The sequence below is a fragment of the Bradyrhizobium sp. USDA 327 genome (genome assembly GCF_041262065.1).
Taxonomy (GTDB): Bacteria; Pseudomonadota; Alphaproteobacteria; order Rhizobiales; family Xanthobacteraceae; genus Bradyrhizobium; species Bradyrhizobium liaoningense.
This window is the reverse complement of record NZ_JBGCCW010000001.1, coordinates 3,817,329-3,839,929: the sequence shown is the minus strand read 5'-3', so window position 1 is coordinate 3,839,929 and position 22,601 is coordinate 3,817,329. Positions and strand designations below refer to the sequence as shown.

Sequence of the window (22,601 nt, the reverse complement as noted above, 5' to 3'; positions counted from 1 at the left end):
ACGATAGCGGGTTTCGAAATTGTGTCAAAGCGGCGCTCAACCTCTGCGGATCTTTGCGTAGGCGGCGAGCGCACGCTCGCGCCCCCTGGCATGATCGATGATCGGCTGCGGATAGGTCTTGCCGAGCGTGATGCCCGCGCTCGCAAGCTCGATCGGCGTTGCCTGCCAGGGCTGGTGGATCAGCTTGGCCGGCAGGTTCTTCAGTTCCGGCACCCAGCGCCGAACGTAGGCGCCATCCGGATCGAACTTGTCGCCCTGGAGCACGGGATTGAACACGCGGAAATAGGGCGCTGCGTCTGCACCGCAGCCGGCGACCCATTGCCAATTGGCAGGATTGCTGGCCGGGTCCGCATCGACCAGCGTGTCCCAGAACCAGGCTTCCCCCTCGCGCCAGTCGATCTGCAGGTGCTTGACCAGGAAGGAGGCGACCACCATCCGGACCCGGTTGTGCATCACCCCGGTGTGCCAGAGCTCACGCAGACCGGCATCGACGATCGGATAGCCGGTGTGCCCGCGCTGCCAGGCCGCGAGCGCCTCGTCGTCGCGCGTCCAGGGGAAGCCATCGAAGTTCGTCTGCAGGTTTGCGGTGGCGAGGTCGGGATGGTCGTGGAGGAGGTGACGGCAGAATTCGCGCCAGCCGAGCTCACTCAGAAATTTTTCGATGCCCGGCCCGAGCGCCGGATCTTCGGCCGCGGCGAACCGCGCGGCGTGCCAGACCTGGCGAGGGCTGAGCTCGCCGAACCTCAAGTGCGGCGAGAGCCGCGAGGTGCCCTCCCGGTCCGGGCGGTCGCGGTCGCCGACATAGACGCGTGCGGTGTGCTTGAGGAAGTCGCGCAGGCGCTCTCGCGCAGAGGATTCGCCCGGAGTCCATGTTTCGCGCAGGCCTTTGGCCCAATCAAGCTTGCTCGGCTCCAGTCCCCAACTCTCCAGCGCGTCCCCGGCGATCTTCGGCGCCGGGCCCAATTGCCTCGGAGCCGGCAGCGGTTTTGGTGGATCACCAAGCGACAACACGCGCCGCCAGAACGGCGTGAACACGCGCAAGCCCCGACCCTCCTTGTTGCGGATCGCCGAGGGCGGGACCAGGAGGTCGCCGGGGAAGCTTTGCGAGTCCACGCCGAGCTTGGCCAGTGCTGCTTCGAGTTGTCGCTCGGCCGCCCGATGCGGCGCTTGCGCGACCCCATTCCAGCAGACACAGCGGGCGCCAATCTCGCGCGCCAATTCGGGGATGACCGTGGTCGCCGCTCCCCTGCGCAGGACGAGCGATCCGCCGCGCGCGGCGATCGCCGCACCGAGCGCCCGCAGCGATTGCGCCAGCCACCAGCGCGCCGCGCCGCCCGGCGATCGCCCGACGCTGTCGTCCAGCACGTAGAGGCAGATCACCGTCCCGCCGGTCTTCGCGGCGGCGTGGAGGGCGGGGTGGTCGGACAGACGAAGGTCATCGCGGAACCAGACGATGACCGGCTGCGGGCCTGGCATAATCGGGAGTGCATCTCGCTGAGCAGGTTCTCAATATACGAGATGCATGAGCAAAGTTTCATCAGCAGTCATCCCGAGGATGCGAACCCCGGGATGATGCTCGCCGATCAAGCCGAAATCACTTGGGCTGCGGCACGATGCGGAGGTAGGGCTTTGGCTCCTTCCAGCCCTGCGGGTAGATCGTCTTGGCCTCGTCGTTGGAGACCGAACCCGCAATGATGACATCATCGCCCTGCTTCCAGTCGGCCGGGGTCGCGACGCGATGCTTGGCGGTGAGCTGGAGCGAGTCGATGACGCGCAGGATCTCCTGGAAGTTCCGCCCTGTGGTCATCGGATAGACCAGCACCAGCTTGATCTTCTTGTCCGGCCCGATGATGAAGACGTTGCGGACGGTCTGGTTGTCGGCCGGCGTGCGGGTGAGGGGATCGCCCGAGATCGAGGCCGGCAGCATGCCGTAGAGCTTCGAGACGTTGTAATCGGTGTCGCCGATCATCGGGTAGTTGGGAGCGGCGCCTTGGGTCTCCTTGATGTCTTCCGACCATTTGGCATGGTTGTCGACGGGATCGACAGAAAGCCCCATCAGCTTGACGCCGCGCTTGTCGAACTCCGGCTTCAACTTGGCGAGAGCGCCGAGCTCGGTGGTGCACACCGGCGTGAAGTCCTTGGGGTGCGAAAACAAGAGCGCCCAGCTGTTGCCGATCCAGTCGTGAAACTTGATCTTCCCTTCGGTGGTCTCGGCTTCGAAGTCGGGTGCAGTGGCGCCGATCGGAAGTGTCATGATTTTACCTCATCGCATTGAATTTACTGGAAGATTCATGTCTGGTCGTCACCGCAGTATAGGGCCCTTACAAGGCCAAGTGAACGACAACTGAACCGGCTCAAGTAAAATGTGAATTCCTTCCTTGAAGGGCCGATTTCCGGGCAACTTATTGTTACAGAGGCACCTGCGGCGAAACATCCCCATCCGGGGTCAGACGGTCTCGCTCGCCCCGATAAAGCCTTTTATGACTTCCATCACGCTCGCCCGGCGCGTCCCGGAACCAAAATGGTCCTGACAGCGACCAATTGGCAACCATCTAGAAAAGTCGCGATCCCCGTATCGAATCGTTAACCACCCCTTTACGCCGGCATGAAAATGCTGGCCGGTCAGAAGAAATCTGGAAGTGAACTATGTCTGCCGCTGTGCCCAAGTCCGCTGAGAAGTCTGTTGAGTCGCCGTCCCTCGAACCGTCCTGCCGCGACACCGCGGCTCATGCACTCTCCATCGTGCGGGACGGCGTGATCACGGGCGAAGGCCCGACCACCAAGGGCCGCGTCCACTTCTCCCGCTCGCTCGATGCCGATGACACCGCCTGGTGCGTGCGCATCCTGACCGCGACCGCCGTCAACGACCAGCCGGTCAGCCGCGCTGAAGCCGAACGTCTGTTCGAGATCAACGAGGCCGCGACCGAGCGCACCGATGGCGGCCGGTTCGACGACCTGCTCGCCAAGGCGGTTGCCCATTACGCGGCGAGCGCCTCGGGCCTGAAGGTGCCGCCGCGGAGCGTGGCGCTGTCGGCCGACACCGAGATCGAGAGCTGGGCGCCGTCCTATGCCGCCAAGGTCAACAGCGAGATGCTGGAGTGGATCGCCGGCCAGATGCGCGGCAAGCGGCAGAACAACCGTCGCTTGATGGCGATGGTGGCGACCTTCGTCGGCGCCACTGCGCTGCCTCTGGCAGGCCAGTTGCCGAACGTGTTCGACATCGGGATGTAAGAAACCGGGCATGTAAGATTTGTGCGTCACGCGAGGACGCGAGGGAACGGCGGGGTCATTTCCCCGCCGTTTTTTGTTTGCCGGCATCAGGCTCGAGCCCGAGCGTGCGGCCAGGGAAGCCGGCGGCATCGAAATAGCGCTGGCTGCCGACGCGCTGGAAGTTCAGCACCGTCATCAGGCCCCCCTCGGCGGGCTTCGACTTCAGCGTGCCGACAAAAGCCCTCGGCACGATGCCGTTGGGCATGGCTTCCGACATCACGCGGCCGATCAGGCCGCCGTTCTGCGAGCCGCGCAGGCCCATCAGCCGGGCGGCCGTCATGCCGACGTCGGCATTGCTGACGGGAATCTCGTCGACATAGCCCGCCTTGAAGTCCGGACCGATCGCCGCCATGAAATTCATGGTGTCGCCGCGGCTGAAGCTGCCATGCATGCCCTGGCCCTGGCGCAGCACGGTATCGGCGACCTGCACCGAGCAGTTGGTTGGCGCCTCGCCGCAATCGCTGGCATAGGAGCGGAAGTTGACGACGATCGAAGGCGCCGGCGTCGCCGCCTTGCCGCGCAGGTTGATGCTCGACAGCGGCAGCGTGCCGGGGAAGCGGCCGAGCGAGTCCTCGACGAACAGGCCGGAGACGTAATCCTGTTCGAGCAGTGCCTTGATCGTCTTCGCCGCCAGCTTCTTGTCCTTGTTCGGCAGATAGATCAGGTCGGAGCCGCCATTGGTGGCGACGACGAGATCGGGCTTCTCCGGATCCTTGCCGAGCACGCCGTTGCCCGCCCTGGGATGCTTGTTGCCTTCGACCTTCGCGTTCTTGTCGTTGGGATCGAACAGCGGCAGGTCGAGCGTCTTCGCAAGGTCGATCGCGAGGAATCCCATCGGCAGGAAATCCTTCGGCGTGTCGTCATAGCCGACCTTGGCAGAGGGGCTGGACTTGCTCTCCTTGGAGATGGTCGAGAAGCCGTGATCTGCGGAGACGATGATGTTGGTCGAGGCCGTGAGCCCGAGCTCGTCGAGCGCCTTGCGGAGCTGGGCGAGGTTGGTGTCGGCGTTCTTGATGCCGGCCATCGAGGTCGGCCCGTTGATGCCGGGCATGATCTGGTTGAGGCTGTCGCCGGTATTGTGCTGGCTGCCGTCAGGGTCGCGCGACCAGAACACCAGTACGAACGGCTTGTTGCGTGCCTTGAACATCGGCAGCACCACCTTGGTGGCGACGTCGGCGAAATAGGCCTGCTGCGCGACGTTGGCGACCGTAGTGCCCGGCGTCTTGGCATCGCCTGCCTTGGAGTTGTCGCCGCGCGGCGGCGTGGCGAGGGGCAGGCCGGCCTTGGTCAAGGCGTCCTTCACCTCGTCGGACAATGCGACACCGTTCTTGCCGCCGGTGGAATCGTCGAACACGATCGAATGCTGGCCGGGCTTTTCAGGCTTGTCGGTGTGGTCGAACTGGTAGGTCGGACCAACCTTGCCGATCGCCGCGGTGCTCAGCCCCTTGTCGCGGGCCATCTTCAGAATGGTCTCTTCGTTGAGATAGTCGCCCTTGAAATGCTCGTCGATGTCGCCGAGCACGGCGTCGTTCTCGATGAAGGGAACCACGGTATCGCCGGCGGGTGCGGAGGTGTAGTTGGTCCAGATCGTGTTGGAGAACACGCCGGTGTCGCCGAGATAATGGCCGGTCGACATCGCCGAGCCGTTGGCCATGGTGAAGGTCGGGAAGAGCGAATGCGGGTTCTTGAAGTTGACGCCCTTGTCGCGGACTTCAGCCATCGCCGGCGCGGTTTCCGGCGTGACCTTCAGCGCACGCAGACCATCGGGAATGAACAGGATCAGGTTGTGGGGCGTGTTGTTCTGGGCAGAGACCAGTCCGGTGGACAGCACGGTCAGTCCGGCGGACAGCAACACCAGTGAACGGCGCATCAATTCTCTCCCTGCGTGAGGCGGCGTGGCCGCGACCGCGGCCCCCCGGAGCTTCGTTTAGTTTCGCCGGATGACAGTTTTGTTACAAGGCCCGTTGCCGCTGCAGGGGCTGGGGAGGGGGCGCTGTCGTCACTCTCGTGTCCCGGACAAGCCGCAACGCGTAAGCGTTGCTGCGCAGAGCCGGGACCCAGGAGTCCGCGCGCGTGCTGTTGCATGGGCCCCGGCTCTGCAGCGCACCGCCGAAGAAGCGCTGCGCTGCGTCCGGGGCACGAAATGTGATGTTGGGATGCACTGTCTCAGCGCCGTCATTGCGAGTGTAGCGAGCAATCCAGACTGCCGCTGCGGAAAGACTCGGATTGCTTCGTCGCTTCGCGCCTCGCAATGACCGAGTTTGGGGTAACGGCGTCTTCTTTCGATTTGCATCTTCATTGAAGACACACGGGCGCATCCTCGCGGCTCATCTCGCCCGAGCTTTGCGTCGATGCCTCACCCCCAGATGAAAGAGGGCGCAGGGAAGACCGGGAGCCGGTTGGCTCCTGTGGACCGCCATGCCAGACGCAAACTGCGTGCGCTTCGATGCACAGCGGGTAACAGGGCAACCGGAGACATCCCGGCCTTCCCTGCGCAGTGGTTGGAACCGCTTATGTCGTGCTCTCCCCAGGGAGCGATGCACTATTGCCCCCGTCGCCTTGCGGATGACTGACGGTGCGAACCCGGTCGGGCCGCAACGTCACCGCAAGACTTGGCGCACAGACCCCGGGCGCCAGGACCACACGATTTTGCCGTACGCTGATGGCACCGGTCGTATGCACGACGACCTTGCTCACGGTCTCCCGCCCTGCAAGCCCGTTCGCGCCAACGCCATCTGCGTCCACCGCCGCCCGGCCCGCGTTCGTGACGATCGCGATACGCCCCTCTTCCTTGGGCCGGATTGCGGCGACACATACGCCGTTTCCGAATTTCGGTAAAGTGGAATATTTTTGGCTAGGCGCCTTGACCGATGGTTTGGGTGTTTTGCCTGTCGGGCAACGCAAGGGATTGTGCCCCGGAGACGCGACCGGTGCGGTCGGCTGCGCGAGCAGCAAGGCCGCTGACGCACGAAGGCCCACCGCCCGTTGTGGACGGTGGGCCTCACGTCAAGCAGCCTTACCAGCGATATCTGCCGGTCAGCGTGCCGTTGTTATTGCCGCCAGGGCCGACATCACCCTGCGTCGAACTCGGAGTTGGATGATTGGTGCCGTTGAGTGCGCCATACGGTCCGGCAACGTCCGGATAGTATGCGCGCGGCTGAACCGGTTCATAGGCGGGCGCAGTGCGGTCCCAGCCCACGGACGGTCTGTTCCAGTCGTAGCCCTGCGCCGAGGCGGCCGCAGTGCCCGCGACCAGCGATGCCGTGATCAGGCCGAGAAGTTTTGACTTGTTCTGCATTGGAGATGCTCCTTGCTTGTGCGGGGGCCAACGGTTGCAATGCGGGAGCGTTCCGGATGCATGGGCCGGGGGCGATCACCTTCGATCAACTGGTTATGATGCGCCTGTCGTGGAACGAAGTGGCTGAAGCGTAGATGCGAATCCCGGGCGTTCTGCCGCACCATGTTCCCCGTTAATCGCGTGCCTTAACCAACAATTAATTATACGTTTGCCGGTGGGCGAGGGCCCGGCCTAGCGTAGCCGCGGGGAGCCGCAATCGCGAAGCCAAACGAGTTGGTGCGTATCATGACGTGTAGAATGCATGGGGCGGTATTCGCCTCGCTCAGCGCAGCCGCGCTGCTCCTTGCCGCCAGTGACAGTATTGCCCGTCCCGTCAGCGCTGCGCCGCATGGAGTGGCTGCCGCGCCTTCCGGCGCAGTCACGCGTCCGCCGATTGGGCCGGGCGCCCGCTTCCATCGACGGAGCAGCCCCTGGGTCTACTGGCCGGGCGGCGGCGGGTTCTTCTACGACGGCGCGGGTTACAGTCAGCCCTTCCTCGATGCCGCCCAGCCGCTCTCCAGCGACGTGCGTTATACCTACACCTATGACGTTCCGTGGGACTGGACGCATCGCTATCCGCCGAACGTCGTGCCGTCCGACCGGCCCTATGTGCCGAGCTGCCCGACGGAGCAGGTGACAGTGCCCGGCCGCGGCGGCAGCGAGCACACCGTCACCATCATGCGCTGCTACTGAAGGGCGCAATTTTTACTTCAGCATCATCGTCTCGGAAAACCGCTTCACGCTTTGCGCTAACGCGGCCCTTCGGGTCCGGATCATGCTCCAGACTAGCCCAGCTCGAAGCTGGTCACGCCGAAGACGCGGTCGAGCCGCAGCGGTGCGATCGGCCCCGTGTACATCCGTGCCGTTTCGAACACCGGCTTGAGGCCGAGCGCCTCCGCGAGCGCGATCGCCTCGCGATTGGTGGCGGGGACATCGAGGAAGACCTCGCCGCCGCCCGCGCTTCCGAACAGGGCCTGCACGACCGCATCCGCTGCCGCGCGGTCGTCGGCGATGAGCGGGCCGATCTTGTAGCCCGTCCGGCACGGACGGATCACGCCCCATGCGGCGAGCTTGCCCTCGCGCAGCAATGCGCGGCCAACGTGACCTGATGTGTCGATCCAGGCGCGGAGGAAGGCGCTGCGCGCGGCAGGGAACACGGTGGCGTCATCAGCTTCAACGATTGCAAATGGGATCTTGTCGAGGCCGACGACACCGGCAGGTGATCTCGGTGGTGCGGCCACGACGCCGCCATAGCGGATATTGGCGTAAGCGAGCTGGAAGCCGGACCTCTTGTAATTGTCCTGCTGCGCCACGACGCCGTCGAGCCCGATCACGCGCGCGCCTGCATGCGCGATGGCTGCGTTCCAGATGCGCAGGCCATGGCCCGCGCCGCGAAAACGCTCGCGCACGATGTAGAAGCCGAGGAAGGCGAAGCGGTCGTCGTAATTGACGCAGGAGACGGTCGCGACCGGCTCGCCGTCGATTTCGCCGACGAAGAAGCCTTGCGCATCGGGGATGGCGAAGCAGGCGGCATCGGCAAGGCCGGGATTCCATCCCTCGGCCGCAGCCCAGTCGACGGCGAGGGCGATTTCGTCGGGGCGCAGATTGCGGATCTGCAATTCACTCATCTCGAGTCGCTCATGATGGATACCTTCGACCATGGACCTGCCGAGAGGTCTGGCTGTAGAAGGCCTCATGATAGTCCGAGCCTGCGGCTCGCCTCAACACAGGGATGATCGGTCATGGCAGCAGAGAAGGTTGCGCTCGTTACCGCCGGCGGCAGCGGCATGGGGGCGGGGGCTGCGCGGCGGCTGGCCGCGGACGGGTTTCGCGTCGCGATCCTGTCGTCCTCGGGCAAGGGCGAGGCGCTCGCCGCCGAGCTCGGCGGCTACGGCGTCACCGGCTCGAACCAGTCGAACGACGATCTGAAGCGCCTGGTCGATGCCGCGATGGCGAAGTGGGGGCGGATCGACGTGCTCGTCAACAGCGCCGGGCACGGGCCGCGTGCGCCCATCACCGAGATTACCGACGAGCAGTGGCACGCCGGCCTCGACACTTATCTGCTGAACGTGATCCGCGCGACGCGGCTGGTGACGCCGGTGATGCAGGCGCAGAAGGGCGGCGCCATCATCAACATCTCGACGGCCTGGGCGTTCGAGCCAAGCGCGATGTTCCCGACCTCGGCGGTGTTCCGCGCGGGCCTTGCAGCCTTCACCAAGATCTTCACCGACACTTACGCTGCCGACAATGTCCGCATGAACAACGTGCTGCCGGGCTGGATCGACAGCCTGCCGCAGCAGGACGCGCGCCGCGACAGCGTGCCGATGAAGCGCTACGGCAAGGTCGAAGAGATTGCGGCGACGATTTCGTTCCTCGCTTCCGACGGGGCGGCCTACATCACCGGCCAGAACGTCCGCGTCGACGGCGGCCTGACGCGCTCGGTCTGAGGCGGCGACTGCGCCGCCAAATTACTTAGCTTATGAGCTAACAATCATTGACGTCGCATGGCAGTGGCGCTATAGTTAGCTTCATGGCTAACCAATCGTCCCGCCTCGACCATGTTTTCGCGGCGCTCGCCGATCCGACGCGGCGGGCGATCGTGATGCGGCTCTGCGATGGCGAGGCCTCGGTCGGCGAGCTCGCCGATCCCTTCGACATGGCGCTGCCGAGCTTCATGAAACACATCCACGTGCTGGAGACGAGCGGGCTCGTTCTGTCGGAGAAAACCGGCCGCGTGCGCACCTGCCGTCTCAGTCCGGAGGCGCTTGTCGGCGCGGAGGATTGGTTCCAGCAGCAGCGCGCGGTGTGGGAGGCGCGGCTCGACCGCTTCGAGGCCTACGTGATGAAGCTCAAGAAAGAGAAGGAGAGGGCGGGCGCCAGGCGGCCGTCCCGAACAACCAAACGGAAAGGTTCCGAGTGATGACCAATTCTGCCAATCCCGCCCTGTCGCAATGGTCGCTCGACCGTGAGATCGTGATGTCGCGCGTGATCGACGCGCCGCGCGATCTGGTGTTCGAGGCGTGGTCCGACCCGAAGCATCTGCCGCAATGGTTCGGGCCGAAAGGATTCAAGGTCGAGACCTTCGAGATCGACGTGCGGGTCGGCGGCGTCTGGCGCTTCAACATGATCGGACCCGACGGCACGGTGTACCCGAACCGCATGCGGTTCCGCCGCATCGAGCGGCCTTCCCTGATGGAGATGGATCACGGCCTCGACCAGGACGATGATCCCGGCATGTTCCGCTTCACCGTCACCTTTGCCGAGCAGAGCAACGGCAAGACCGTTCTGATGATGCGCCAGCTGGCCTCGAGCACCGAGCAGCGCGACGGCATGATCGGCTTCGGCGCCGTCGAATACGGCTACCAGACGCTAGACAAGCTTGGAGCCTATGTGGCGGGCATGAAGAGTTAAGCCAGCCGTCATGGCCGGGCTTGACCCCGGCAAGCCCGGCCGTGATGGGGAGAGGTAGTGTGCTCCGCCTCACTCTTTCGCTTCGTCCGTCACGATGTCGCCGAGCTTCTGCCAGCGCAGGCCGTCGAACTGCACCATCTGGAACTGCTTGTTGACCCGGTAGTCGGTCGGCGAGGTCGTGACCGAGATTCCCGGAAGCGTCAGGTCGAGCTCGACGTTCTTGAGGTTGGCCGCCTGTCGCATGACGTTGTCGCGGGTGAGATCGTCGCCGCATTGCTTCAGCACCTGCACCAGCAGCTGCGCGGTGATGTAGCCGTAGACGTTCAGGTTCGAATCCTTGTCGCCGTCGGGATAGTACTTGGCCATGAAGGCGAAATAGCGCTTCATGCCGGGATCGTCCTTCCATTCGGGATCGGCGGCGTCCTTGACGTAGCCGACGCTGATGACGCCCTTCGAGTTGTCGAGCCCCGCGGGCTTCAGCACGGCGCTGACCGAGGAGGCGTTGATGTCGATGATGTGCAGCGGCTTCCAGCCGATCTCGGCGACCTTCTTGATCGCCTGGGCCGCCTGTTTCGGGGTCGTCGCGCTGAACAGCACGTCGGCACCCGCATCCTTCAACCGCAGGATCTGCGAGTCGATCGTCGGCTCGGTGATCTCGTAGGAGGTATCGGCCACGACCATGTTCGCCTTCTCGCCGAGGCCGGCCTTGAGGCCGGCGAGATAATCCTTGCCGAGGTCGTCGTTCTGGTAGAGCACGCCGATCTTCGCGTTCGGGTGGTTCTTCAGCAGGTATTGCGCGTAGATACGGCCCTCGACGAGGTAGGACGGGTTGAAGCCCATGGTCCAGGGGAAGTTCTTGGGGTCGGTGAAGCGCGCCGCGCCGGTCGCGGCGAAGAGCTGCGGGATCTTCCTGGCGTTGAGATATTTCTGGACGGCGACGTTCGGCGCCGTGCCGATGATCTGGAAGGTCAGCAGCACCTCGTCGCTTTCGACCAGCCGGCGGGTCTGCTCCACGGTTTTCGGCGGCGAATAGGCGTCGTCATACTGGATCAGCTCGATCTTGCGGCCGTTGACGCCGCCCTGGTCGTTGATCATCCTCATATAGGCCGCCTGGGTCTTGCCGATCACGGCGTAGGCCGAGGCCGGGCCGCTGAGCGGCACGGTCTGACCGACCTTGATCGCGGTGTCGGACGCGCCGGGGTCGTATTTCTTTTGCGCTTGTGCGGCCGTGATCGATAGCGCGAGAAAGAGCGTGGACGCCGCGATGCGTTTGACGAGATTACTTTTCATACCCGATTTCCCCCCTAATCGTTATTCGCCCTTGAGGCCGGCGTCGCGGATCAGCTTGGTCCACTTCTGCGTCTCGTTGTCGATGAACCGGCCGAACTCGGCCCCGGTGCCGGCTCGCACTTCGAGGCCCTGGGCAGTCAGCTTGTCCTTGATCGCGGGTTCGGCGAGCGCGCGCAGAACCTCGGCCTGGAGCTTGTCGACGATCGCGCGCGGCGTCGTGGACGGCGCCATGAAGCCGTACCAGCCGGCGGCGGCGACGTTGGGAAAGCCCTGCTCGCGCAGCGTCGGCGCCTGCGGGTAGAGCGCGCTGCGCTCGGCCGAGGCGACACCGAGCACGATGAACTTGCCGCTCTGGATGTAGGGCAGGGCGGTCGGCAGCGCCGTCAGCGTCGCATCGACGCGGCCGGCGAGCAGCTCGGTGTAGGAGGCTGCATCGCCGCGGAACGGGATGTTCAGCCCCTTGACGCCGGCGTCGCGGAACAGGAGTTCTCCGGCGAGGTGCGGTTGCGAGCCGGCGCCGGGAGAGGCGAAGGTCAGTCCATCCGGTTTCGATTTGCCGTAGGCGATCAACTCGGGCAGCGTCTTGAACGGCGCGTCGGCACTGATGATGAGGAACAACGGCGCGATCACCGCCATCGCGACCGGCTGCAGATCCTTGCGGTCATAGGTCAGCTTGCCGAACAGCGCCTCGGCGGTCGCGTAGGGCGCCGCGACGTACAGGATCGTGTAGCCGTCGCCCGGCGCATGGGCGACCATGTCGTTGGCGATGCGCGTGCCGGCACCCGGCTTGTTCTCGACGATGAACTGCTGACGCAGGCTGCGGCCGAACTCCTCGGCGAGCAGGCGCAGCGAGATGTCGTTGGAGCCGCCTGGCCCGTAAGGCGAGATCAGCCGCACCATGCGCGACGGCCAGGCGTCCTCGGCCTGGGACCTCAGGCTTGAGCCCGTGACCAGTCCGCCTGCGAGCGTGCCCAGCAGGGTTCGGCGTGTGACCTTGAATGATGCCACTGTTTTCTTCCTCCCTATTTTCTTCTCTGCTTTTTATTGGTCTTCTTGTTGCGTTCAGATCACCTTTCGCTCGGTGAGCCTTTCGACCTCCTGGTCGGAAAGGCCGAGCCAATTCCGAAACACCTCGTCATTGTCCTGGCCGACGTCGCCGGCGGCGTGGCGCATTTGCGCGGGATCATTTGCGAAGCGCGGGACGACATTGGTCATGGCAACCGTGCCGAAGTCCCGGTCGGGGACGCGGGTGATGACCTCGCGCGCTTTCACTTGCGGGTCGTCGGCGATCTGGTCGATCGAATAGATCGGGGCGAGCGTGCCTTGCGCGGCATTGAATCGCGCGAGAACCTCGTCGAGGGGATGGGCGGCACACCAGCCGGCGAAAATGCTGTTGAGCTCGGAAGCGTGCTGGACGCGCCGGTCGTTGCTGACAAAGCGCGGATCGGTGATCAGGTCGGGCCGTTCGATCGCCCGGCAGTTCGCGGCAAAGAGGGCGTTGGTCGAACCTGCCAGCGTCACCCAGTGATCGTCGCTGGTGCGAAACACGGCGGCCGGGGCCGAATAGCCGTTGGCATTGCCGATGCGGCTGCGAACGGTGCCGAGCTGATCGTGCTCGATGGCGAGCACGTCGAGCAGGCGGAAGGTCGCTTCGGTCAGCGAAAGATCGATCTCCTCGCCGGGCGCATCGGGGTCGCGCGCCCGCTTCCACAGCGCCGCGAGCACGCCGACGGCGCCGAACAGGCCGCCGATCGAATCCCCGATCGGGTATCCCGGATGGGTCGGCTCGCCGTCGCTTTCGCCGGTGATGTAGGTCAGGCCGCCCATGGCCTCGAAGATGCGGGCGAAGCCGGGGCGCTCGCGATAGGGGCCGTCCTGCCCGAAGGCGGTGGCGCGCAGAATCACGAGGCGCGGCTGGATCGACCACAGCACCTCCTTGGGAAGACCCCAGCGATCCAGCGTTCCCGGGCGAAAATTCTCGATCAGCACGTCGAAGCGCGGAAGGAGCTGCTTGAACAGCGCGAGCCCTTCCGGCGTGCGCAGGTCGAGCGTGGCAAACTTCTTGTTGCGATTGGCGGCCTTCCACCACAGCGGCTTGCCGTCCTTGAACGGCGGAAACGACCGCACGCCGTCGCCGTGCCCGGGCATCTCGATCTTGAGCACGTCCGCGCCGTAGTCGGCCAGCAGCGTGGCAGCGAACGGCGCGGCGATGATCGTCGCGATGTCGAGAACCTTCAATCCTTCGAGCGGCCCAGCCATGTCATGTCCCGCCGCTTGTGATCTTCTTGGTCTTGCGCGGCAGCGTCGTGGGCTCGGCCTGCCCGACGATGGCGCGGATGCTGTCGGCGAGCGCCGCGATGCGCGGGCCGATCTCGCCCTCGAGCTGACCTGGCTGGAGCCGGAAGGCGGGGATGCCGCAATTGATCGAGAACGACTGCTTCGATTCGCTGGCATGAAACAGCGGCGCGGCGACGGCATGGATCGAGGCCATGTACTCGCCCCAGCAGGTGCAGAAGCCGCGGTTTTTGCATTGCGCAATCCCGGCGCGGTATTTGTCCCGGAACGTCGGCCACAGCCCGGCGTCTTCGGCGGCGATGTTCCGTTCCAGCCGGTCTGCATCGGCCGGTGGCAAGGTCGACGCCGCGGCGCGGCCCATGGCGGTCATCACGACGGGAATGGGCATGCCGATGTCGGGCACGTGCGGGCCGACATCGCCGGAGCGCGCGGTCTCCACATAGATCATCGAGGTGGCGTCGAGCAGGCCGATCGAGACCGTGCCGCGGACGCTGTGCGCCAGCTCCTGCATCATGGGCCGCGCGACCTGGCGGAATTGCATTCCGGCGAGCAGGGGATGCGCCATCCGCAGCGCCCGCGCACCGACGCGGTACTTCGCCCGCTCGGCGTCGTAACGGAGATAGCCGAGCTCGGCCAGCGTATGGGTCAGCCTCGCCACTGTCGGCCGCGGGATGCCCGTCAATGTCGACAGCTCCATGTTGCCGAGCAGCGTGCTCCCGGCCTTGAACGCCTCGATCACGACGAGCCCCTTTGCCAGCGTCGTGGCGAAAGCAGCGTCGTCGGCGCTGTCCGCCAGCACTGCTGCGGCGGAGGAGGGCGGATGTCGTGGCTTGGATGAGCTCGTCGGGGCCATTCCTAATTATCAGACAGGCCCAGCTCAGATGTCCAATAGATTCGCAAATGGCGCGGATATTGTCCGATATGTGGACGCGACTGTGCTTGGGACACTTCCGTGAGAGGCAGCTCTCAAACGACCGAGCAGACAGATTTTTGTCGCGATTGCATGCCGTCCTGTGACAGGATTATTACGTCGGCATGTCAGATCGATAATTTTGCGGAGCGGCTCATGTTGCAGTGGCAGGCGCGGTCAAATCCCCTCGCGTGGTGGTGGGGATCCCTTACGCTTGTGAGCAGCGCCAATATTCTCGTCTGGTTCATGCTCTATCGGGAGTTCTATCCGACAGTGGCGGGCAGCATCAGTGGCGGCTCGGACATCGGGCTGATGTTCCTGCTGTGCGCCGGCTATGTCTTCGGCTGTGCCTTCCGCTCGGTACTGCCGCGCGCCGACGTGCAGCGCATCTGCCTGTTCGACACCTGGCTATCGAGCGTCTTCGTGGGACGCTCGGTCGCGACCGTCGCCGAGGTCTGCTTCGCGGCGCAATGGGCCATCATCCTGCATCAACTCGGCACCATGACCGGCGCCGAGACGGTGGTGAACATCGCGTGGGTGATCGTCCCGGTGATCATCATTGCCGAGTGCTGCTCCTGGTACGCGGTGGTGACCACCAACTATCTCTACAACGCGATCGAGAATTCGCTGTGGGCGGTGACCTTCTTCCTCGCCGGCATCGCGCTGTGCCGCCTGATGCCGGAATTCCAGGGCGTGGTGCGCTGGGCGCTGATGTCAGGCGTCGTCGGCATCGCCTGCTTCCTCGCCTTCCTCGTCACCGTCGACGTGCCGATGTATCTCAGCCGCTGGCGCATCGGGCACGCCGAGGGCAACAAGTTCCTCGGCTTTCTCGAAGGCCTGCATGACGTCTCGACGCGCTGGGTCGTGACCCACGACATCGCGCATTGGAAGGGCGAGCTGACCTGGATGTTCCTGTATTTCAGTGCCGCCGTGTGGTCGAGCCTCGCGCTCTGCGCGCTCTATGCGATGGAAGGCTATCTGACGCGCTATCTGGCCTAGCGATTATTTGCCGACCAGGCTGCACTTGCTGCGGTCGAGCGGACGAAAGGCCTGGTCGGGCGGGATCGTCGCGACCAGCTTGACGAAATCCCACGGGCCTTTCGATTCTTCCGGCGTCTTGACCTGAACCAGATAGAGATCGTGCACCATGCGCTGGTCCTCGCGAATGCGGCCGTTGGGCGTGTAGGCATCTGACACCGGGGTTGCCTTCATCTTCGCCATCACGGTCGCGCCGTCGTCGGAATCGGTGTCCTTGATCGCTTGCAGATAATGGCGCACGGCGGAGTAGACGCCGGCCTGGATCTGCGACGGCATCGCCTTGCGCCGCCCATAGAATGCATCCGAGAATTTTCGGGCGGCGGGCGAGACGTCCTCGAAGAACGAGGTGACGATGAGATCACCGCGCGTCGCCTTCAAGCCCACGGACTCGATGTCGACATTCTGGAACGACATTGGCACGATCTTCATGCCCTGGTCGGCGAGCCCGAATTCCTCAGCCTGCTTGATCGCGGTCGCGTTGTCGCCGGCGACGTTGATGGCCAGGATCTTGGCGCCCGACGACTGCGCCTGGAGCAGGAACGAGCTGTAGTCGGGCGTGCCGAGTTGCGCTTTCACGCCCCCAGCGACCTTGCCGCCGAGCGCGGCGATGCGGTCGCGCGCGGTCGCCTCGATCGAATGGCCGAACGCGTAGTCGCCCGTGATGAAGAACCACGGCTCCTTGCTGGTCTGCATGATGCCGGAGACCACCGCAGTCGCCGTGGAGTAGGCGTCCTGGGTCCATTGCACACTGGTCGGCGCGCAGGCCTCGTCGGTGAGCAGGTTTGCGCCGGCGCCGGAGATGAGGAACATCTTGCCATTGCCGCGCACCAGTTCTTGCACCGCCAGCGCCGCGCCGGAGCTGCCGCCGTCGGCGATTGCCTGCACCCCGTCGCTGAACCATTTTCGCGCGAGGGATGCCGCGAGATCCGGCTTGTTCTGGTGATCGGCCTGCAGGATCTCGATCGGCTTGCCATTGATCTTGCCGCCGAACTCCTCCGCCGCCATGCGCGCCGCCTCGACCGAGCCCGGGCCCATGGCGGTCGCGAACACGCCGTTCATGTCGGTGAGCACGCCGATGCGGATGGTGTCGCCCTTGATTTCGGCCTGCGCAGCGGAGCCGGCGAGCGCGAGTGTCATCAGCAGGGTGGCGGCGGAGGTGGTGCGGGGCGTGCCCATGGCGTTTCCTGATTTTATCGTTGATTGATCGGTCTTGACGGTCAGGCCGGTTCGGCGATCACCGTGTTGCGCAAGGTGCCGATGCCGGAAATCTCGACCTCGACGGTGTCGCCGGGGCGCATCCACAGCGGCGGCGTGCGCTTGGCGCCGACACCGCCCGGCGTGCCCGTGACGATGACGTCGCCGGGCGCGAGCGGGCAGATGGTGGAGATGTAGGCGATCAGGTCGGGGATGGCGGTGATCAGGAGATCCGTCGTGGTGTCCTGCACGACATTGCCGTTCAGCCGGGTCTGCAAAGTGAGCTTTGACGGATCGGGAATCTCGTCCGTCGTCACCAGCCACGGACCGAAACTGCCGCTTTCGGCAAAGGTCTTGCCGGCGAGGAATTGACTGGTGTGGCGCTGCCAGTCGCGGATGCTGCCTTCATTGTAGCAGGAATAGCCGGCGACGTGGTCGAGCGCGCGGCCGGCGGGAATGTGACGGCCCTCCTTGCCGATGACGAGCGCGAGCTCGCCTTCATAGTCGAAATCGTCGCTGACCTTCGGTTTCACGATGGGCTGGAGATGGCCGACTTGGCTGCATGGGAAGCGAACGAACAGAGCCGGCTTCTCTGTGACGGTGCGGCCGGTCTCGGCCACGTGGTCGCGATAGTTGAGGCCGACGCAGATGATCTTGCCGGGATCGGGGATCACGGGTGCGAAGGTGATGCTGTCGAGCGGATGGTCGGGGGCAGTGGAGGCTGCAAGCTTGGCCGCTTCGGCGACGCGGCCAGCTTCAAGCAACTGTCGTAGCGTTGTGCAGCCCGTCATGCGCGAGCCCAGATCGACGACGCCATTGTCCTTGACGGTGCCGAAGGAGGGGCGTCTGTCCATAATGAATGAGAGCAGCTTCATGAGATGTCCTTGAGAAGGTTCGGTCATGCCGCGGAGGGCACATGGGTTGGAGGCACGATGGCGGCGATGAGCCGGTCGAGTTCGGTCTCGTTGCAGGCGGTGCCGCGCACATAGCGGTCCGGGCGGACGAGCGCGGCGATGATGCCGTGCTCGCGCAGCCAGGGCCCAAGGCCGTTGGCATCGTCGCTGGTCAGGATCTTGATCCCTGCCTGTGAAAGCGCGAGAATCGATGAGAGTGCCGCCGCCGTCTCGACGAGCAGCACGTGGCTGTAGCCGGTCCGGTCGTCGCTGCGGCTGTCGTCGGCCAAGGTGAACTGCGGCGCCAGATGCCCGGCCAGCGGTAGATCCCCCAGGACCAGCCCAGGGCCGAGCAGAGGCTTCTTCACCTCGAGCTTCACGGGCGCGTTCTCGCGAACCTCGCCGGCGGCAAGGCCAGCTTCGATCGCCTTGGTGTTGATCACGCCGCCCAGCCGAATGGCGAGCTCGATGAATTCGCGCACATGCGGCTGGCGCTCGCTCTGATAGGTGTCGAGCAGGTGGGGCGGGGCGCCGTCGCGAATGACCGCGGCAAGCTTCCAGGCGAGGTTGGCGGCATCGCGGATGCCGGCGCACATGCCCTGGCCGAGAAAGGGCGGCGTCTGGTGCGCAGAATCGCCCGCGAGCAGCAGTCGATCGTTCCGCCATTGCTGTGCGATGACGGAATGAAAGGTATAGACCGCGGCGCGCTCGATCTCGGCATCGTCGGGCGTGATCCAGCGCGACAACAGCTCCCAGACCTTCGCGGGTTGCGCGATCTCCTGCGAATCCTCGTCGGGAAGGACCGTGATCTCCCAGCGGCGGCGCGTGCCGGTGCCGCGCACATAAGTCGCGGGCCGCCTGGGATCGCAATGCTGGAGGCTGTAATCGCCAAGATCGTCGCGCTCGCGTTTGAGCAGAACGTCGATCACCAGCCACCGCTCGTGGAAGCCGAGGTCGGCCATGCCAGAACCGATGAAGCGGCGCACCAGCGAGCGGGCGCCGTCGCAGCCGATCACATAGCCGGCGCGAACTTCCATGAGCTTCCCGCTGGAGAGGTCTTCGTAGCGGACGCGCACGCCATCCTCGTCCTGATCGAGCGCGAACACATCGCAGCGGTTGCGCAGGGTGACGTGTGGCCAGCGGGCGAGCCCGCCGATCAAAACGTCCTCGAGGTCAGGCTGGTGGAAGCGGTAGCTGAGATTCCAGCCCATCGGCGTCAGCGTCTGTGGACGGGACCAATCGAGCAGCATGCGACCGGCGGCATCGAGAAAGAGCATGCCGGGGCTGAGGATGACATGCGGCAGGATCGCGTCGGCGAGCCCGATGGTCTGGAACACGCGCATGCATTCGTCGTCGAAATGCACCGCCCGCGGCAGATGGTAGGTCCGCGCCTCGCGCTCCAGCACCAACGTCCGCACGCCGCAGAGGCCGAGCAGGTTGGCGAGCGTGGCGCCCACCGGGCCGCGACCGACGATCACGACGTCAAACTCTTCAGGGACGGATTTATCTTGCATGGGGCTATCTCTTCCCCAAGCCGCGCCACCCCTTCAACACCGCCGCGCCAAGTGTCCGCCCAGCGGACGGGCATGTTGGGTTGGTCCTTTGCGGCTGTCCACCAGCCGGACACCTCCGTGATGGCGCTACGCGCGGCGGCAGCGTTTGGCTAGGGAAAGAGAAAAGGAAGTAAAATGCAGGCTGCTTTCGGGCAGGCGATGGGAGGAATGGCGATGCTGCGAGCCGTGCTAGGCGTATGCGTTGCGCTGCAAATGCTGGCGTCACCAGCTTTCGCGGCCAATATCAAAGTCGGGATCATCCTGTCTGCCACGGGGCCGGCGGCCGCCATCGGCAATGCCGAGCGTAATGGTACCGCTTTTGGTCCTGCCGAAATCGCGGGCAGGAAGGTCGACTATCTCTTCCTCGACGAGGCTTCCGACAGCACGGCCGCGGTGGCTGCGCTACGCAAGCTGTTTCAGGAAAGCAGCATAGATATCCTGGTCGGTCCGACCACCACGCCCGGCTCGTTCGCCGCGATCGACCCTGCGGTCGAATACAAGCTGCCGGTGATCACGCTCGCCCCGGTCAATGCGCTGGTTGCGCCGGTCGACGCACGGCGTCGCTGGATCTTCAAAACCACGACCAATGACGATCACGAGGCCACGCCGCTCTTTGCCAACATGAAGAAGACCGGGGTCAAGAAGCTGGCGCTGATCGGCTTCGGCGACTCCTATGGCGACGCCTGGAGCAAGGTCAGTGCAGATATGTGTGCGGCCGCTGGCATCGAGCTTGTCGCCGATGAGAAGTACGCGCGAACGGATACTACGGTGGTTGGTCAAATCCTGAAGATCATCGCGGCGGGGCCCGATGCGGTGTTGATTGCAGCATCTGGAGCGCCGGCGGCCCTTCCGCTGCTGCAACTGCGCGAGAAGGGATTTGCGGGGCAGGTCTACGGCACGCTCGGCGCGACTTTCGGCGACTTTCGCAAGCTGACCGGCGTGCAAGGCAACGGCATTTTGGTGCCGCTGAGCCCGGCGGTCGGCGCAGCGTCTTTCCCGGACGACTATCCCGCGAAGAAAGCTGCGCTCGAGTTCATTCAACGTTACGAGGCCAAGTTCGGCCCCGGCAGCCGCAACATCTTTGCCGGCTCCGCCTATGATGCACTGATCCTGATCGAGCAGGCGGTGCCGGCTGCGCTGAAGGTCGCAGAGCCGGGCACGGCTGAGTTTCGGGAAGCGCTGCGTAGCGCGATCGAGGGTCTCAAGGGCGTCGCCGGCTCGCGCGGCGTCTATAGCTACGGCTCCAACGATCACACCGGGCTCGACCAGACGGCACTCACGCTTGGCAGGCTCGAAAACGGCGAGTGGATTGCCGTGCGCTGAGGCGGATCGTCATGATTTGAAGGAGCCGGGGACGATGCCGACCGTCACGAACTGTCCTGCCTACGACGTCGATCTCTACGACGACGAGGTCCTGCGCAATCCCTATCCCCACTATCGTGCGCTGCGCGAACTGGGCGCTGCGGTCTGGCTGCCGCGCAACAGCCTCTACGCACTGAGCCGCTTCGAGGACGTCCGCGCGGCATTGCGCAATCCCGGCTTGTTCTCGTCGGCCGAAGGTGTTGCCGCCAACGAGGTGGTCAATGAAATGTCGAAGGGCACAACGCTTGCAAGCGACGCCCCGCTGCATGACCGGTTGCGGGCGATCATCGCGGCGCCGTTGCTGCCGCGAGCGCTGGAGGACATCGGTCCCCGGATTCGTGCGGAAGCGAGACAACTGGTCGACGACCTCGTGAGGCGCGGACGGTTCGACGCGGTGGCGGATCTGGCGCGGCACCTGCCGCTGACCATCGTCTCCAAGCTCGTCGGGCTCGAGGATTACGGTCGGAGCAGTATGCTGCGTTGGGCGTCAGCGACGTTCAACGTCCTCGGCACCATGAACGAGCGTGGCTGCACGGCCATGAAGGACGTTCAGGAGATGCGCGGGTATCTCGGGAGCGTTGCGATCCGCGAGCGACTGCGACCGGGCAGCTGGGGCCAACGGATTTTCGACGCTGGTGATCGCGGCGAGGTCGAGCCGGAACGCTGTCCAGTCCTGATGCGCGATTATCTCGGGCCGAGCCTCGACACCACGATCTTCGCCACAGCGAACCTGATCCTGCTGTTTGGGCAGCATCCCGATCAATGGGACCTGGTGCGCCAGGACCCCGCGCTGATCCCGAATGCGATCAACGAGGCGTTGCGGCTTGAATCGCCGCTCCGCGGATTCACGCGTCACTTGACCGCCGACGCAACGATCGGCGACGCCGTCATCCCCGCCGGAAGCCGGGTCCTGCTGCTCTATGCGTCGGCCAACCGCGACGAACGGAAATGGCAGGATCCGGAGCGCTTCGACGTGCGTCGCCGCGCCAGCGATCATCTCGGTTTCGGCAACGGCACGCATATGTGCGCCGGCCTGCACTTGGCCCGGCTGGAAATGACGGCGCTTTTGGAGGTGCTGGTGGAGAAAGTGGCGCGCTTTGATATCGGTGAGCCCGTGCTGGCACTCAATAACGTCCTGCGCGGGCTTGCTTCGCTGCCGGTTCGCGTCTCCTAGGGACTGACTGGAATTGCGGCAGCGGTTTCGCTCATCAATGACACGAATTGTGAGATCGCATCTTCAGTTCCAAGTGCCGATCGAATCCAGATGATGGAGATACAGCCGAATACGGCGCCGTCGCGGACGATGGGGACTGCGATCGAAGCGGTTTTCGGATTGTATTCGCCCTCGCTGCGAATGGCGTAGCCGCGGGCCTGCGTCTCGGCGATCATGCGGTCGAGCCGGCCAGCCTCGAGGAAGGGGCGGTCGTCGGCCTCATCGATCCGGCGCAGATGGGTCACGATCAGATCGCGTTCGCGCGCAGGGCAGGCGGCGAGATAGGCGCGGCCCGCAGACGTGCGCAGCATCGGCAGGCGCTTGCCGATCATGCCGCGGTCAATCGAGAGCGGGCTGCGAGAGTGTGTGGTCTCCTGCACCACCATCGCCGCGTTCTCATAGGTGGAGAGATCGACCGGCCAGACCAGTTTCTTGCTGAGATCGGCGAGATAAGGCGCCGCCGCCTGGCAGATCACCACGCCGGGATCATAGCCGTCGCCAAGGCTCAGCGCGCGCCGGGTGACTCGAAATCGGTCGTCGCTGGCGCTGCGGGCGATATAGCCGAGTTCCTCCAGAGTTTCGAGGAGGCGGTAGACGGTGGGGCGAGGCAGGTCGAGCGCGCGGGCGACGTCGCCCGCGCGGATGCCGCCGGAGCGGTTGACCTCGTGCAGCACGTCGAGCCCGCGCTTGAAGGCGCGGACGCCCTCGGACTGCCGAGGCTGGCCGTTCCGCGTCCGCTCCTTGGACACTTCGTATTTCCTCCCTTGTGGCATATCGCGGCGCGGCTATCGTCGTTGCGAACGCGAAGCGATTGCGAACGCCACCGTAGGGTCGC

At 64.7% G+C, this 22,601-nt stretch carries 21 protein-coding genes; 8 read left to right on the top strand and 13 right to left on the bottom strand.

Annotation, left to right across the window (positions count from 1 at the left end; genetic code table 11):
- Nucleotides 1–36: 36 nt before the first annotated feature.
- Nucleotides 37–1,476, bottom strand: a complete 1,440-nt coding sequence (locus tag ABIA42_RS17810) for a deoxyribodipyrimidine photo-lyase (RefSeq protein ID WP_370143807.1) — start codon at nt 1,474–1,476, stop codon at nt 37–39.
- A gap of 118 nt (nt 1,477–1,594) precedes the next feature.
- Nucleotides 1,595–2,254, bottom strand: a complete 660-nt coding sequence (locus ABIA42_RS17805) for a peroxiredoxin (RefSeq protein WP_370122818.1) — start codon at nt 2,252–2,254, stop codon at nt 1,595–1,597.
- Nucleotides 2,255–2,646: 392 nt separating this feature from the next.
- Between ABIA42_RS17805 and ABIA42_RS17800 the strand changes: the two genes are divergently transcribed.
- Nucleotides 2,647–3,231 (top strand): hypothetical protein, encoded by a 585-nt coding sequence (locus ABIA42_RS17800; protein ID WP_370122821.1) that lies wholly within the window; start codon nt 2,647–2,649, stop codon nt 3,229–3,231.
- Nucleotides 3,232–3,286: 55 nt separating this feature from the next.
- Here the strand turns inward: ABIA42_RS17800 and ABIA42_RS17795 are convergent, their stop codons facing one another.
- Together ABIA42_RS17795 and ABIA42_RS17790 are read right to left on the bottom strand one after the other, a co-directional pair.
- On the bottom strand, nt 3,287–5,140 hold the full coding sequence (locus ABIA42_RS17795) for an alkaline phosphatase family protein (protein WP_370122824.1): 1,854 nt from the start codon (nt 5,138–5,140) through the stop codon (nt 3,287–3,289).
- Nucleotides 5,141–6,286: 1,146 nt separating this feature from the next.
- Nucleotides 6,287–6,568: a hypothetical protein gene (locus ABIA42_RS17790; RefSeq protein WP_370122827.1), complete on the bottom strand. Its 282-nt coding sequence runs from the start codon at nt 6,566–6,568 to the stop codon at nt 6,287–6,289.
- A gap of 285 nt (nt 6,569–6,853) precedes the next feature.
- Here ABIA42_RS17790 and ABIA42_RS17785 point away from each other — a divergent pair, with 285 nt between their 5' ends.
- On the top strand, nt 6,854–7,300 hold the full coding sequence (locus ABIA42_RS17785) for a hypothetical protein (protein ID WP_370122830.1): 447 nt from the start codon (nt 6,854–6,856) through the stop codon (nt 7,298–7,300).
- A 92-nt stretch (nt 7,301–7,392) separates the two neighbouring features.
- Here the strand turns inward: ABIA42_RS17785 and ABIA42_RS17780 are convergent, their stop codons facing one another.
- Nucleotides 7,393–8,235 carry a GNAT family N-acetyltransferase gene (locus ABIA42_RS17780; protein WP_370122833.1) on the bottom strand — a complete coding sequence of 281 codons (843 nt, stop codon included), beginning with the start codon at nt 8,233–8,235 and terminating at the stop codon, nt 7,393–7,395.
- A gap of 114 nt (nt 8,236–8,349) precedes the next feature.
- Between ABIA42_RS17780 and ABIA42_RS17775 the strand changes: the two genes are divergently transcribed.
- From ABIA42_RS17775 to ABIA42_RS17765, 3 genes are all read left to right on the top strand, one after another.
- Nucleotides 8,350–9,054, top strand: a complete 705-nt coding sequence (locus ABIA42_RS17775) for an SDR family oxidoreductase (RefSeq protein ID WP_370122836.1) — start codon at nt 8,350–8,352, stop codon at nt 9,052–9,054.
- A gap of 83 nt (nt 9,055–9,137) precedes the next feature.
- Complete coding sequence (locus tag ABIA42_RS17770; RefSeq protein WP_370122838.1) at nt 9,138–9,527, top strand: ArsR/SmtB family transcription factor; 390 nt, start codon at nt 9,138–9,140, stop codon at nt 9,525–9,527.
- A complete protein-coding gene (locus ABIA42_RS17765) occupies nt 9,527–10,018 on the top strand; it encodes an SRPBCC family protein (RefSeq protein ID WP_370122840.1) in 492 nt (163 codons plus the stop codon). Before ABIA42_RS17770 ends, ABIA42_RS17765 begins: the two co-directional genes overlap by 1 nt.
- A 69-nt stretch (nt 10,019–10,087) precedes the next feature.
- On the opposite strand, the gene ABIA42_RS17760 is transcribed toward ABIA42_RS17765, so the two are convergent.
- The 4 genes from ABIA42_RS17760 to ABIA42_RS17745 are packed head-to-tail and all read right to left on the bottom strand — an operon-like array spanning nt 10,088 to nt 14,456.
- Nucleotides 10,088–11,308: an ABC transporter substrate-binding protein gene (locus ABIA42_RS17760; protein WP_370122843.1), complete on the bottom strand. Its 1,221-nt coding sequence runs from the start codon at nt 11,306–11,308 to the stop codon at nt 10,088–10,090.
- 21 nt (nt 11,309–11,329) lie between these two features.
- Complete coding sequence (locus ABIA42_RS17755) at nt 11,330–12,316, bottom strand: Bug family tripartite tricarboxylate transporter substrate binding protein (RefSeq protein ID WP_370122846.1); 987 nt, start codon at nt 12,314–12,316, stop codon at nt 11,330–11,332.
- A gap of 54 nt (nt 12,317–12,370) precedes the next feature.
- Nucleotides 12,371–13,567, bottom strand: coding sequence for a CaiB/BaiF CoA transferase family protein (locus ABIA42_RS17750; RefSeq protein WP_370122849.1), 1,197 nt, complete (start codon nt 13,565–13,567; stop codon nt 12,371–12,373).
- A 1-nt stretch (nt 13,568) separates the two neighbouring features.
- Complete coding sequence (locus tag ABIA42_RS17745; protein ID WP_370122852.1) at nt 13,569–14,456, bottom strand: IclR family transcriptional regulator; 888 nt, start codon at nt 14,454–14,456, stop codon at nt 13,569–13,571.
- A gap of 213 nt (nt 14,457–14,669) precedes the next feature.
- On the opposite strand from ABIA42_RS17745, the gene ABIA42_RS17740 reads away from it, so the two are divergent.
- Nucleotides 14,670–15,512 (top strand): hypothetical protein, encoded by an 843-nt coding sequence (locus ABIA42_RS17740; RefSeq protein ID WP_370122855.1) that lies wholly within the window; start codon nt 14,670–14,672, stop codon nt 15,510–15,512.
- Between the two features lie 3 nt (nt 15,513–15,515).
- Here ABIA42_RS17740 and ABIA42_RS17735 read toward each other — a convergent pair whose 3' ends face one another.
- Genes ABIA42_RS17735 through ABIA42_RS17725 form a run of 3 tightly spaced genes read right to left on the bottom strand, consistent with a single transcriptional unit; the run spans nt 15,516 to nt 19,152 of the window.
- Nucleotides 15,516–16,727: an ABC transporter substrate-binding protein gene (locus ABIA42_RS17735; protein ID WP_370122858.1), complete on the bottom strand. Its 1,212-nt coding sequence runs from the start codon at nt 16,725–16,727 to the stop codon at nt 15,516–15,518.
- 41 nt (nt 16,728–16,768) lie between these two features.
- Complete coding sequence (locus tag ABIA42_RS17730; protein ID WP_370122861.1) at nt 16,769–17,620, bottom strand: fumarylacetoacetate hydrolase family protein; 852 nt, start codon at nt 17,618–17,620, stop codon at nt 16,769–16,771.
- A 23-nt stretch (nt 17,621–17,643) separates the two neighbouring features.
- Nucleotides 17,644–19,152: a bifunctional 3-(3-hydroxy-phenyl)propionate/3-hydroxycinnamic acid hydroxylase gene (locus ABIA42_RS17725; RefSeq protein ID WP_370122864.1), complete on the bottom strand. Its 1,509-nt coding sequence runs from the start codon at nt 19,150–19,152 to the stop codon at nt 17,644–17,646.
- A gap of 174 nt (nt 19,153–19,326) precedes the next feature.
- On the opposite strand from ABIA42_RS17725, the gene ABIA42_RS17720 reads away from it, so the two are divergent.
- Entirely contained in the window at nt 19,327–20,514 is a 1,188-nt protein-coding gene (locus tag ABIA42_RS17720; protein WP_271529538.1) for an ABC transporter substrate-binding protein, read from the top strand.
- Between the two features lie 34 nt (nt 20,515–20,548).
- Nucleotides 20,549–21,727, top strand: coding sequence for a cytochrome P450 (locus ABIA42_RS17715; RefSeq protein WP_370122873.1), 1,179 nt, complete (start codon nt 20,549–20,551; stop codon nt 21,725–21,727).
- On the opposite strand, the gene ABIA42_RS17710 is transcribed toward ABIA42_RS17715, so the two are convergent.
- A complete protein-coding gene (locus ABIA42_RS17710; RefSeq protein WP_028180324.1) occupies nt 21,724–22,515 on the bottom strand; it encodes a DNA-binding transcriptional regulator in 792 nt (263 codons plus the stop codon). The two genes, ABIA42_RS17715 and ABIA42_RS17710, sit on opposite strands and share 4 nt — an antisense overlap.
- Nucleotides 22,516–22,601: the final 86 nt, after the last annotated feature.